Genomic DNA, 12,622 nt, shown 5'->3' with positions numbered 1-12,622 from the left:
CTCACCGCTTGACACATGCGCCGGGTCATCGCGTTGCAACGCCGCGGCCCGGCATCGCATTCACGCAGGGCCGCGCAACATATCCGCAATCCGCTCCGCGATCATGATGGTCGGCACATTCGTGTTCGCGCACGGTATCGACGGCATCAGCGACGCGTCGCACACGTAGAGTCCGCTGACGCCATAGACCGCGCCGCGCGCGTCGCATACGGCGAGCGCATCGTCGGCGGCGCCCATGCGGCAGGTTCCGGATGGATGCCAGGTGCCGCCCACCGAGCGCGTCACGAAACGCGTCAACGCGTGATCGTCGGCGAGCAGTTCGTCGAGCGTCACGCCTTGCGTGACCACGCGCCGCACCAGCCACGCGCGCAACGGCCCGGCAATGTCCAGCAGCGCGCTCAGCGCGCCGCGTTGCAGTGCATTCCACGCCCCCGGCACGGCCACGCTCGCGACACGCGGCGAATAGCTCGAAGGCAGCAGCGTGGCGCGGTGCTGCGCCATCATCGGATCGGCCAGCGTGCGGGCGCCGAAACGCACCGCGAGCTTGAGCCGTTCGAGATCGCGCGCGTCGGACAGCATGTTGAAGTCGACAACCGGTTCGTCGTGCGGATCAGCCGACGCGAGACTCACGCGGCCGCGCGAGTACGACTTGTTCACCCAGAAGAAGATCGTGCCGAGCCGGTGGCCAACCGAATGCCAGCCCGAACGCGACAGGATCGCGCCGTGCATGTCGCCGGGCACTCCCCCGCTCACGCCCGAGGAAAAGCGCACGATCGCCTGCTCGTGATGCTCGTCTGGATATAACGTGCGAGCGGCGCGCGGCAGAAACGCCGAGACGGCAATCGACGGATGCTCCATCAGATTGCCGCCGACCCCGCCTCGATCCGCCACCACCTCGATACCGAGCCCGGCGAGTTCGGCCGCCGGGCCGATGCCGCTTCGCATCAGCAGCGCCGGGGTGTGGATCGCACCTGAGCAAATGATCACATGTCTGGCGCGCAACGCTTCGCCCGCGCCGTCCTGGCCGATGACCCGCGCGCCAATGGCGAGCTTGCCGTCGAACAGCACGCGTTCGACGAGCGTTTGCGTGCGGATCGTGAGATTCGGGCGAGCGCGCACGGCGTCGCCGAGATAGCAGACCGAGGTCGGGATGCGCTCGCCTGCTTCACTCACCGCGATCGAGCCGATAAACGTGCCGTCCTGCCACTCGCCGTTCTGGTCGTCACGCCGTGTGTGGCCGCGTGCGTCGAGTGTGGCGAGCACCGCGCGCACGAATGGCGAAATGCACGCCCACGGCGCGCGCTGGATGCGAATCGGCCCGCTCTTACCATGCAGCGCGCCGCCGAAGTCGCAATCGGTTTCGAGCTTGCGGAAGTACGGCAGGCAGGCACTCCAGTTCCAGCCGTGCGCGCCGAGCGCGTGCCATTCGTCGTAGTCGGCCGGCGCGCCGCGATTCGCCATCAGCGCGTTGATCGCCGAGCCGCCGCCGAGCAGACGCGCCTGCTCATAGCGGCGCGGCGCGGCCGAGGCGCTCATTCGTGCCTTCAGGCGCTGCCAGATGTTCGCGGTGTCGAGATAGGCTCGGCCCGGATAGCGGCTGCGCACCGCCGCGGGCATGTCGGTTCGCGAGATATTGCGGCCGGCCTCGACGAGGCAGACGGTCTTGCCGGCGTCTTCGGACAGGCGTGCGGCGAGCACACAGCCGGCCGAGCCGCCGCCGAGAATCAGATAGTCGATCACGTTCGATGAATGCGCAGACGGTAAGCCGTGCGGGACGCGCGAGAAGCGCCAAGAGTTGCGCGCGGGTTTCGGCGTCCTTGGCGTCCAACGGACCCGAATCCCGCGCGCAAGAAGATACGGTTGCGCTTACTGCATGAACTTGAGCCAGCGCGCCTTCGCCTGAACGCCGGCGTCCGACGCCCACCATTCCTCCGACATCAACGTCTGCTTCGACGCATTTTCCGGCGAGCTCGGCAGCTCGCTCGCGCGCTTCGCGTCGATCTTGCCCGTCTTGAATGCCGCCGGATTGCCCGGACCGTAGTCGATATAAAGCGGCAGGTTGGCCTGCAATTCGGGCGACACCGCCGCGTTGACGAACTTGATCGCCTCGGGCAGGTTCGGCGCGTTCTTCAGCACGCAGAGCTGCGTGTTCTGCAGAATGCCGTCGTTGAACGTGAAGTCGACATCGGGATTGTCCTTGCGCACCGCGCTCGCGCGGCCGTTCCAGATCATCGTCATATCGACTTCACCGTCGTGCAGCAATTGCGCCGACTGGCCGCCCGAGGTCCACCAGACGGTCACATCCGGCTTGATCTGCTGCAGCTTCTTAAACGCGCGATCGACGTCGAGCGGATAGAGCTTGTCGCGCGGCACGCCGTCGGCAAGCAACGCGGCTTCGAGCACGGTCTGCGGGTCGTTGCGCAGCGCGCGCGTGCCGGGGAATGCCTTCACGTTCCAGAAATCGGCCCAGCTCTGCGGCACCTTCTTCAGCGTCTTCTTGTTGTAGCCGATCACCGTCGAATAGAACTCATAGGCGACCGAGTACGGCGTGCGATATTTCTCCGGCATGGCCGCCGCATTCGGAATCTTCGAGAAGTCGAGCTTCTCCAGCAGGCCTTCCTTGCCGCCGCGCAGGCAGTTGGACGTCGGCGTGTCGACCACGTCCCAGATCGGCTTGCCGGTTGCAGCCTGGGCTTTGATCTGCGGCCACGCGTCCGGAATACTGTCCTGGTTCACGGTGATGTTGAGCTGCTTCGCGGCCGGGTCGAGGATCGCCTTGGTCTGCGCCTCCTGATAGGTCCCGCCCTGCGAGACGAAGGTAATCTTGCCGGCTGCGGCAAACGCGGGCGTCAAACACGCGGGCGCGAGATTCGCGACGCCGAGGATCAGAACAGCGGCAAGCGGGCACAACATGGGCTTCTTGATCACGACGGGGTCCTCGAGACGGTTGAGCGAACATATCGTCGATGTCATGCATCGTTGAGCCCAATATAGTGAGTCTATTTATCCGCGACAACGCCCGAATTGTTTGAGTGCCCATGACGTCACGTTATGACGCCGTTTATCCGCTCAATGCCGTGAAAACGCCGGGTGCGTAAGCGTGTAGCACGCACCGCTTCGGCTATGCCAGGTTATCGGCGGCTGCGTGTCACGCGTTCGCAATGTGAGTGTCGGAAATCGCGCGCACGTCGATGCGCCGCGGCAGAATCGCGTCGCGATTGGCACTGTCGGCAACCTTTTGCAGCGCGTTGATATCCGCCTCGTTGACGAAGTGCTGTTTCAGCGACGCGCGCTGCGTGATGCGCTTCGCGGCATCGAGCGGCGAACGCGTCAGCGTCGCGTAGATCTGCGCGTAGGCGTCGGGATTCGCGAGCGCCCAATCGCCCGCGCGCTGGAATCGCAACAGCACGTCGGCAATCGCCGCGCGTTTGCGCGGTTCCGCGAGGGCCGCGCCCGAGGCCGTAATGAAACCAAGGCCGCTATTGATGCCGGTGCCGTCGCGCAGAACGCGCGCGCCGCGTTGCACGGCGATGCCGTAGTACGGATCGAACGTCGCCCACACCTCGATCGATCCGGACGCGAACGCGGCAAACGCATCGACGGGCAGAATGAAACGAACGTTGACGTCATCTTTCGCGAGACCGGCTTCGGCTAGTGCACCGTAAAGCTGAAACTGCGAAATACTCCCGCGCGCCGATGAAACGAACACCGTGCGGCCTTTGAGGTCCGCGACCGTGCGAATCTTCGAATCCTGCGCGACCAGAATGCCGAGTTGCGCGCCGGAACCGACGCGCGTTGCGACGATCTTCAGCGTCGGGTCGCCGACGGCCGCGGCAAGCACCGGCAAATCGCCTGCAGGCGCGAGATCGACAGCGCCCGCGCGCTGCGCTTCGAAGAGCGGCGCCGCGCCCTGGAAATTGGCCCAACGAAACGCGTACGGCACGCCGTCCAGCACCTTGGCCGCTTCGGCCAGTGCACGCGTACCGCCGGCCTGATCGCCGAGCATGAGTGTGACCGATGCGAGTTCGCCTGCGCGGACATCGAGCGAATTGAATGCGCCGGATGCGGCGAATGCCGGTACGGCGCTCAAGAGTTTGAGCGCGCGCCGCCGTGCGGAAAACGAAGTAGAAATAGAACCGGCCATATGCCCTCGCTGACGATCTGCCCGCAAGCGTAGCGACGAAGACGGCACCTGAGAATTATTCTCTTTCTATATGTTTATATCGAATCAATATTTATCTTTTGCATTTAATGGCGCAAGCGAATCGCGTCGTTCGCTCTGTATTTCGATGCACGGACGCGCTTATGCGCTGGCGTTCGATCTTTAGCTGAAACCATCAGTTCGCGCCGCGCAGAGTCGTTGCTAGCATGGCCGATTGGCCTTCTTCCAGACTCGACTCAAGGACTATGAATCATGGCGCTGCTCACCAGACGGGGTTTTATTCGCGTCGCGCTGGCTTCCTCGCTGACTACGCTCGCGACGCGCAGCTACGCGCAAACATCGGCCGCGAACGGCGAACCCATCGCGCTGCGGATCGGCTATCAGAAGTCATCGACGTTGATCACGCTGCTCAAGGCGAGCGGGTCGCTCGACAAAGCGCTCGCGCCGTTGGGCGTGCGCGTGTCGTGGAACGAGTTTTCGAGCGGCCTGCCCTTGACCGAAGCGCTCAACGTCGAGGCCGTCGATTTCAGCGCGGACGTCGCGGACACCGTGCCGATCTTCGCGCAAGCCGCGCATGCGCGCTTCGTCTATGTCGCGCAGGAAGCGCCGTCGCCGGGCGCCCAGGCGATCATCGTCAAACAGGACAGTACGCTGCGCACGCTCGCCGATCTCAAGGGCAAGCGCATTGCCGTGACCAAGGCCGCCGGCAGCCACTATCTGCTGCTTGCGGCGCTCATCAAGGCGGGCCTCACGCCCGCCGATGTGCGAATCAGCTACCTCACGGCGGCCGACGGCCGCGCGGCCTTCGAGCGCGGCAGCGTCGATGCGTGGATCACGTGGGATCCGTACGTCGCATCCGTCGATCGAGACGCCGACGTGCGCATTCTCGCGGATGGCAAGGGACTCGCGTCGTATCAGCGCTACTATCTCGCGTCGAATCGCTTCGCAGCGGCGCACCCCGAGGTCATCCAGATCGTGTTCGACCAGTTGACGCAAGCGGGCGTTTGGCTGCGCGCGCATCCTCAGGAAGCGGCCCAGACGCTCGCGCCGATCTGGGGACTCGACGCCGCCACGATCGAACGTGCGAATGCGCGCCGCAGTTATCTGGTGCGGCCTGTTATCGCGCAGAATTTCGGCGAGCAGCAAAAGATTGCGGATACGTTCTTTCAGGCCGGATTGTTGCCCGCCAAAGTCGAGACTGCGCAGGCGCAGCGCTGGGACTTCGGAACTAAACGCGGAGAGCCGGCGGGTATCTGATGGACTAGCTGACGGGGGATGTCAAAACGGTGTCAAAACGCGTGGAAAAAACCGAATAAATCGCATTGCAAAACGCCGCCCAAAATGTTTTTTGGCGGTCGATTATGATGATTCGATCATTTCACTCGAACGACTCGGTGTTGGATATGACGAATACAGGCAAGGCGTTGATAATCGCGCTGGTTCTGGTGGACGTGGGATTCATCTCTTACCAGCTTCTCCCTAAGGGCAACCGCTCCGAGGCGCCGCCGGAGGCGGTAACGGCCAACTCCGTCACGACGACGGCGGTCGATCCGCGCGTGGACGGCACGCATGTGAGCGCGGGCAACGTGGTTTCCACTTCGCCGTCCGCGAACAATACGGGCGAAATCGCGGGCGCACCGCTGCCGTCTAAATCGGGCCCCGTCGCCAGGAACGCGCAAACGGAAGCGCCGCCACCAGCATCGCGACATAAACAGCCGGGCCGCGCGCCCGCATCGGCGGAGACGGGCGAATCCGTCGCTGCGAAGGCAAACACCGCGCAGCCGATCGGCCGCGCGCGCGACGATCTGACCCGGCACGGCTCGAACGCCGTCGCGGCGGCCATGACGGAACAGCTCGTCAGGGAATCTTCCAAACCCGATCCGTCGTTGCCGATGCCGCCAGCGACGCAGGCCGGGCCGACCAGCCAGGACCACCGCGGTTCGAACCCCGTCGCCGCCGCGATGACGCAGGAACTGGTGAGGGAATCCGCACGGGTGAATGCGGCCTCGCAGGCACCACCGGGCGGCACGCAGTAAGATTGCAGTCCGAACTAATTGAATGGCCACTGGCCTTCGATCAACGGGTAATCCGATCAACTACGCGGCAGCATGGATGTCGCGTGCCTCTCAAACTCGGCAAGTCGCTGCAATCGACCGCATCGCCGAAAACATGCGCATGACGCCGCGCACACTTCATCGCAGACTCGAAGTTGAAAGCAGGTTGTATTGCATTTAGCGAGTCTTGCTCTCCACACGTTGCCGGTAGCCGCACGACGACTTGGCTATCGCGCGGAATGTGCACTACGATTGCTCCTGCGCGTTCGGCACGTTGGCTTCCCCACACGGGACCGTACGCGATACCAACGCAACCATCTTGCATGGGACCATGCGTAAGGCGCTAAAGCGCCAACTCTGATCGACAGGAGACATCGGATGAGCGAGCAATATGGGTCGTTTTGCCCGTGCTGTGGCAGCGCCGAGCATCGGGCAATGAGTCGCCGCACTTTCTTGAGCCTCGTCGCCGGCACTGCCGCCGGACTCGCGATACCACCGGCTCTCGCGGACTCACCCGCCGTACCCTCGATTGCTTACGACTCGATTCCAAATCCCGTTCATTTGCCCAAAGACGTGTATTTCGGCGAGTGTTCCGGTGTTTCACTCAATTCGCATGGACATATCTTCGTGCTGTCGCGCGGCAACTCGACCGGACCGGCGTATGGCGCGGCGGCGGCGCAACTTCTCGAGTTCGCGCCCGACGGACGCTTCGTGCGCGAGATCGGACACAACCTGTATGCATGGTCGTTCGCGCATACGGTCAAGATCGACCGGCAGGACAACATCTGGGTGACGGACAAAGGCTCCGACATGGTGATCAAGTTCACACCGGACGGACGCGTCGCCATGGTGTTCGGCCGCAAACAGGAAGCCGCCGACGAAGAAACCGCGCCGCTGAAACACCCCAATCCGCCGCTGCCCGCCGAGCCTGGGCGCTTTCGCCAGGTCACGGACGTGGCATGGGACGTCGCGGGCAACACGTACATCAGCGACGGCTATATCAACTCGCGCGTGGCGAAAGTCGATCGCGACGGCAACTGGATCAAGTCATGGGGCGAGCGCGGTACGGGGCCGGGGCAATTTCATACGCCGCATAGCATCGCGCTCGACGCGCACGACAACGTCTATGTCGCGGACCGCAGCAACCGGCGCATCCAGGTGTTCGACACAGAAGGCACTTTCCTGCGGCAATTCACGATCGACGTGCCGGTGCCGCCGGACGCGCGTCCGGCGATCGGCGACATGCCGGACGAAGCGGCAATCGCGGCCGGCACGTTTGCACCCGGCTCGCCGTGGGCGATCTGTATCTCGCCGGGACCGAATCAGGTGCTCTATAGCGCCGACGCTTTTCCGGGCCGCATCTACAAGATGACACTCGACGGCAAGGTAATCGGCGTACTCGGCAAAGCCGGCAAGCAACCGAAGCAGTTCGGCTGGATTCATCAGATGGCGTGTCCATCGGAGAACGTGTTGTTCGTTGCCGAACTGCTGAACTGGCGCGTGCAGAAACTGGTTCTGCACGCTTGACGCACCGTTGTGTGAGACGGCGCGGCGGCTGCTGAAGACGCTGCTGGGGGGAAGGCTTCGTGCGCCCGGCGCGTCGGACGACAGTTTTCGTTTGACTCTGCGGGTTAGTTCGTTAAACGAAGTTTTACGGATAACGAACGGATTGCGCCCATGCGCCGCCTATCGTGGAACTGTTGTTGCGACGTGTTGCGTGACCGTCGGATCTGACACACCGGACGGCGAGATGGTTGCGGCACTCGAGTCGCAGGATGAGGCGGGCGGAACGAAGCAGGAGTGAAGGACGACGCGGCAGGCTCGCGTCGATGGAAACCAGTGACACGTGTAGGCGCGCCGGCAGCGCCGCCATCCGCCTATTCTTCAGCAGAATACTTGGACTTCCCAATCATCGAGGATTGACTAAAAAACAGGCTTCTATTCGCCCGATTGAAATCCGATCGAGCGGAGCACACTGACATCGTGCCAATTGCGCAAGGAGCCTGCGATGTCTACCCGCCACGATAAAGATAACGAGTTCGAAATCGGCCTGCCGGCTGCTTCGACGACAGAATGGACCAGCCCGGTGCCGGACGCCGACGCCGAAACGATGCGTGGGTTGCACCTCGCGTCGGAGAGCGTGCTGTGCCTCGCGACGCAGACCTATGACGCCGCCGCACGCGGCGACGCGGCGGGCGCGGAAGCGGCGCGGGCGTCGCTCGAACAGCAACTGGCACTGGCCACGCGTCTGATCGACGAACTTCTGTTTGACGGCAATAGCCCGCATACGACACACTGACCGGCCCGCAGGCCGAACAGCACTAATCGCAGTCTCTACATCTGAAAACTCAAATGAGCGCTCTGACGGTAATTTTCTGCATTTGGGCCATGGTGGCCTTCTGCGCAATTCTCTTCATACGCGGCGCCACCTCGCGCGTGGAGCGTCCGACCAAGGCACCGCAAAAGCGCCCGTCGCGCTTTTCGATCGCGGAGTAACGGCAGGCGGGCGATCTCGATGCGTTCGTGACAACACGTGCGAATCCTTCGAACGTTCTCATCGGAATAGTCGTACGGCAAAAGCGGCCCGGCAGCCCATCATCACCACAGGTCGCAACGACCGGGCAGCCACCGCAGCGTAAATCCGAGCGGCGCTGTGCCGCCCGGTCGTCATCTGCCCTACCCCTTATTCCCCTGGAGATCGTCATGCTGAAGTTTTACTTCCACCCCTCGCCGAACCCGATGAAAGTCGCGTTGATGCTCGAAGAACTGCAGACCCCGTTCGAACTTATCGCGGTCGACACGTTCAAGGGTGAACAACATCGCCCCGAGTTTCTCCGGATCAACCCGAACGCAAAAGTCCCCGCGATTACCGACGACGGCGTGACCGTGTTCGATTCGCACGCCATCCTGCTGCACCTCGCGGCGAAACATGGACGTTTCCTGCCGGCATCGGCTGCCGAACGCGCGCAGGCCTTGTCGTGGCTGATGTTCATCGCAACCGGACTGTCGCCCTTCTCGGGCCAGGCGGTGCACTTTCTGCACCACGCGCCGACGCCGCTGCCCTATGCGCGCAATCGCTATCTGAAGGAAGTGGAGCGGCACTATCGCGTGCTGGATGAGCGCCTCGCGACGTCGAAGTATCTGGCCGGCGATGCTTATTCGGTCGCGGACATCGCGCTGTGGGGCTGGGCCAGCTTCGCCGGCTACATTGTCGGCGAGGCGGGTCTGAGCGCGTATCCGAACGTGAAGCGCGTCGTGGATGAAATCTCCGCGCGTCCGGCCGCGGCTCGCGCACAAGCGTTGAAGGACAAGCTGACGCTGAAAGCCGAGTTCGACGAAGAGACACGTCGCGCGCTATTTCCGCACAACGAGGACGTAGCCGCTTAAGCATCGACCGTTAGTCGTGCCGCGCGACACGCCGCCGTCTTGCAGCGGTTGCGCGGCTCATTGCGTTGCCCGTCATTTGAGGCCAAGCCGTTTGGCCAACCGGTTCAGATTCGCCCGATCGAGACCGAGTTCGCGCGCGACGGCCGCCCAATTCTGGTTGTGGCGAGACAAGGCGTCGAGAACGGTGGTTCGCTCGAACTCGGTCACCGCGCTGCGAAAGTCTTTCAATCCGGTTTCGGTTGTCTCGGCTGGCGTCTGGCTTTTGTCTTCAGACGGTGCGGCTGATAGCGCAAAGTCGGCGGCCGTCAACGTCAGGATCCGCCGGCGCTCGCGATTCGCAGCCAGTGCCTTGAGCGCGCTTCGGCCGATCAGGTGTTCAAGTTCACGCACGTTCCCCGGCCACGGATAGCGCAGCAGCATGGCTTGCGCATCCGCCGAGAGCCGCAGACTCAGCAGGCCGAGCCGCGAGCGATTCTCTTCGAGGAAAAACCCCGCCAGCAGCAACACGTCGCGGCCGCGTTCGCGCAACGGCGGCACGCGTAACGGATAGACGCTGAGCCGGTGATAGAAGTCCGCGCGGAACCGCCCCGTGCGCACCTCTTCGGCGAGATCGCGATTCGTTGCGGCGATCAGCCGCACGTCGACCTTGTGTTCGTGATCCGAGCCGATGCGCTGCAACTGGCCGTTCTGCAAAACCCGCAACAGCTTGGCCTGCACCTGCAGCGGCAGCTCGCCCACTTCATCGAGAAAAATCGTGCCGCCGTCGGCCAGTTCGAATTTGCCGCGCCGGTCCGACGATGCGCCGGAGAACGCGCCCCGCACATGGCCGAACAGTTCGCTCTCGACAAGCGTGTCCGGTAACGCGGCGCAGTTCAGACTGATCAGCGGCTTATTCGCCCGCGACGAGAGCGCGTGGATCGCATTGGCCACGAGTTCCTTGCCGACGCCGGTCTCGCCGGTGATCAGCACGGTCAGATCGCTGCCGGCAACGATCTCGATCTCCTTCATCAGATGCGTGTGCGCGTCGCTGCTGCCGACCATCTCGCGCCGGCTCTGGCTGCTCGCCTGCCGGTAAGCCTCCGCGCGGCGCCGCTCCTCTTCGCTGCTGCGCGCGAGCGTGTCGATTCGCTCGACGACGCTCACCGTGGCGGCGGCCAGGCCCAGAAACGCCCGCAGCGACGCCATGTCGATGCTGTCGAAGCGTGCCGGGTCGAGCGCATCGAGCGTGAGCAAACCCCACGGCCGGCCGCGAACGAACAGCGGACAGCCGAGGCAATCGTGGACTTCGAGATGCCCGGCCACGCCTTGCACGAGGCCGTCGTAGGGATCCGGCAGATCGGAGTCGGCGGCGAAGCGGGTCGGCTCCGGCCGCGACAGAAGCTGCTCGAAGCGCGGGTGGTCACCGACACGAAAACGCCGCCCAAGCGTATCGCTGCTCAATCCGTCGATGGCGAGCGGCACCAGCATATCGCCCTCCAGACGCAATAGAGCGGCCGCGTCACCGGGGAACAGCGCGCGCAGGCTGCTGAGCAGACGGCGGTAGCGTTCGCGGTCGGACAGGTCACGCGAGAGGTCGAGGATCAGCGGCGTCAGGACGTCGAGAAGCGCTTCCGCAGTCAGATTGACTCCATCTGGAGTCTTTTCGACTAAAGTCGAATTGACCATCATTAAATTCAGATCGTTGATTTAATTGCATTTTATACCTGGCACGAAACATGGATAGAGAAGCACGTCAGTCGAAGCCCGACTGGATCTCCACCAACAACCAGGACTTCCTATGCTTTCCGCCGAACACCGCGCCATCGTCAAAGCCACCGTTCCTCTTCTCGAAAGCGGAGGCGAGGCGCTGACCACGCACTTCTACGACATGCTGATCAGCGAACATCCCGAAGTGCGTCCCATGTTCAACCTCGCCAACCAGGCGAGCGGCGCGCAGCAGCGCGCGCTGGCCAACGGCGTGCTGATGTACGCACGTCACATCGATCAACTCGAACAACTTGGCGGGCTGGTCTCGCAGATCATCAACAAGCACGTCGCGCTGAATATCCTGCCGGAGCATTATCCGATTGTCGGGCAGTGTCTGCTCAAATCCATCCGCGAAGTGCTCGGCGCCGAGATCGCAACCGATGCGGTCATCGAAGCGTGGGCCGCCGCCTATCAGCAGCTCGCCGATCTGTTGAGCGGCCTCGAAGAGAAAATGTACGCCGAGCGGGCAGCGGCGCCGGGCGGCTGGCGCGGCACGCGGCTCTTTCGGGTCGCCCGCAAAGTGCGGGAAAGCGACGAGATCACGTCGTTCTATCTGCGTCCCGACGACAACGGCGAGTTGCTCGCGTTTCATCCGGGGCAATACATCGGCGTGCGGCTCTTTATCGACGGCGAGGAAGTGCGGCGCAATTATTCGCTCTCGGCCATGTCGAACGGCCGCGAATACCGTATCAGCGTCAAGCGCGAACCGAATGGCAAGGTGTCGAACCATCTGCACACGCGCGTCAATGAAAACGACACGGTAGAACTGTTCGCGCCGGCTGGGGATTTCAAGCTCGAACACAACGACAAGCCGCTGGTGCTGATTAGCGGCGGCGTGGGCATCACGCCTACGCTGGCCATGCTGCAAGCCGCGTTGCAGACCGATCGCCCTGTGCACTTCATTCACTCGGCGCGTCACGGTGGCGTTCATGCGTTCCGCGACATGATCGACCAGTTGGCCGCGCGTCATCCGAAATTGAAGCGTTTCTATTGCTATGAGCAGCGCCGCGCGGAAGATGCCGACGCGCATGGCATCGGCTATCTCGACGAAACGCGCCTCGACGCGTGGCTGCCCAAGACGCGCGACGTCGACGTCTATTTCCTCGGACCGATCGCGTTCATGAAGGCCATCAAGAAACACCTGAAGGCGATTGGCGTGCCGGAATCGCAAAGCCGTTATGAATTTTTTGGTCCGGCTTCCGCACTGGAATAAAGGCGCGGGTTGCGCTCGACGTGCAAATAGCCGGAGCCGGCTATTTGCATGCAACCGTCG

10 protein-coding genes are annotated in these 12,622 nt (G+C 63.1%); 6 read left to right on the top strand and 4 right to left on the bottom strand.

The window, feature by feature from the left end; genetic code table 11:
• Nucleotides 1–60 precede the first annotated feature (60 nt).
• From PQR32_RS18890 to PQR32_RS18880, 3 genes are all read right to left on the bottom strand, one after another.
• Entirely contained in the window at nt 61–1,740 is a 1,680-nt protein-coding gene (locus PQR32_RS18890) for a GMC family oxidoreductase (RefSeq protein ID WP_408229934.1), read from the bottom strand.
• Between the two features lie 126 nt (nt 1,741–1,866).
• Nucleotides 1,867–2,928 carry an ABC transporter substrate-binding protein gene (locus tag PQR32_RS18885; protein ID WP_408229931.1) on the bottom strand — a complete coding sequence of 354 codons (1,062 nt, stop codon included), beginning with the start codon at nt 2,926–2,928 and terminating at the stop codon, nt 1,867–1,869.
• Nucleotides 2,929–3,148: 220 nt separating this feature from the next.
• Entirely contained in the window at nt 3,149–4,144 is a 996-nt protein-coding gene (locus tag PQR32_RS18880) for an ABC transporter substrate-binding protein (protein ID WP_408229928.1), read from the bottom strand.
• 270 nt (nt 4,145–4,414) lie between these two features.
• On the opposite strand from PQR32_RS18880, the gene PQR32_RS18875 reads away from it, so the two are divergent.
• The 5 genes from PQR32_RS18875 (at nt 4,415) to PQR32_RS18855 (ending at nt 9,603) form a co-directional block, all read left to right on the top strand.
• Nucleotides 4,415–5,419, top strand: a complete 1,005-nt coding sequence (locus PQR32_RS18875) for an aliphatic sulfonate ABC transporter substrate-binding protein (RefSeq protein ID WP_408229925.1) — start codon at nt 4,415–4,417, stop codon at nt 5,417–5,419.
• Between the two features lie 146 nt (nt 5,420–5,565).
• Complete coding sequence (locus tag PQR32_RS18870; RefSeq protein ID WP_408229922.1) at nt 5,566–6,198, top strand: hypothetical protein; 633 nt, start codon at nt 5,566–5,568, stop codon at nt 6,196–6,198.
• A 396-nt stretch (nt 6,199–6,594) separates the two neighbouring features.
• Nucleotides 6,595–7,743, top strand: coding sequence for a peptidyl-alpha-hydroxyglycine alpha-amidating lyase family protein (locus PQR32_RS18865; protein WP_408229919.1), 1,149 nt, complete (start codon nt 6,595–6,597; stop codon nt 7,741–7,743).
• A 481-nt stretch (nt 7,744–8,224) separates the two neighbouring features.
• Nucleotides 8,225–8,515 (top strand): hypothetical protein, encoded by a 291-nt coding sequence (locus PQR32_RS18860; RefSeq protein ID WP_408229916.1) that lies wholly within the window; start codon nt 8,225–8,227, stop codon nt 8,513–8,515.
• Between the two features lie 404 nt (nt 8,516–8,919).
• Nucleotides 8,920–9,603: a glutathione S-transferase family protein gene (locus tag PQR32_RS18855; RefSeq protein WP_408229913.1), complete on the top strand. Its 684-nt coding sequence runs from the start codon at nt 8,920–8,922 to the stop codon at nt 9,601–9,603.
• A 72-nt stretch (nt 9,604–9,675) separates the two neighbouring features.
• On the opposite strand, the gene norR is transcribed toward PQR32_RS18855, so the two are convergent.
• Nucleotides 9,676–11,268, bottom strand: a complete 1,593-nt coding sequence (norR, locus tag PQR32_RS18850; RefSeq protein ID WP_408230092.1) for a nitric oxide reductase transcriptional regulator NorR — start codon at nt 11,266–11,268, stop codon at nt 9,676–9,678.
• 112 nt (nt 11,269–11,380) lie between these two features.
• Between norR and hmpA the strand changes: the two genes are divergently transcribed.
• Entirely contained in the window at nt 11,381–12,562 is a 1,182-nt protein-coding gene (hmpA, locus tag PQR32_RS18845; RefSeq protein WP_408229910.1) for an NO-inducible flavohemoprotein, read from the top strand.
• The last annotated feature ends 60 nt before the right edge of the window (nt 12,563–12,622 follow it).

Origin of the sequence: Paraburkholderia dipogonis, from assembly GCF_046027395.1 — a bacterium.
In the GTDB taxonomy this organism is placed as follows: domain Bacteria; phylum Pseudomonadota; class Gammaproteobacteria; order Burkholderiales; family Burkholderiaceae; genus Paraburkholderia; species Paraburkholderia dipogonis_A.
Note: the sequence above shows the minus strand (reverse complement) of the source record. Positions and strands in the feature narration are given on the sequence as shown.

Coding starts and splice junctions, on each gene's coding strand:
- PQR32_RS18880 (WP_408229928.1), bottom strand. CDS start 4,144: ATGGCCGGTTCTATTTCTACTTCGTTTTCCGCACGGCGGCGCGCGCTC.
- PQR32_RS18875 (WP_408229925.1), top strand. CDS start 4,415: ATGGCGCTGCTCACCAGACGGGGTTTTATTCGCGTCGCGCTGGCTTCC.
- PQR32_RS18870 (WP_408229922.1), top strand. CDS start 5,566: ATGACGAATACAGGCAAGGCGTTGATAATCGCGCTGGTTCTGGTGGAC.
- PQR32_RS18865 (WP_408229919.1), top strand. CDS start 6,595: ATGAGCGAGCAATATGGGTCGTTTTGCCCGTGCTGTGGCAGCGCCGAG.
- PQR32_RS18860 (WP_408229916.1), top strand. CDS start 8,225: ATGTCTACCCGCCACGATAAAGATAACGAGTTCGAAATCGGCCTGCCG.
- PQR32_RS18855 (WP_408229913.1), top strand. CDS start 8,920: ATGCTGAAGTTTTACTTCCACCCCTCGCCGAACCCGATGAAAGTCGCG.
- norR (WP_408230092.1), bottom strand. CDS start 11,268: ATGGTCAATTCGACTTTAGTCGAAAAGACTCCAGATGGAGTCAATCTG.
- hmpA (WP_408229910.1), top strand. CDS start 11,381: ATGCTTTCCGCCGAACACCGCGCCATCGTCAAAGCCACCGTTCCTCTT.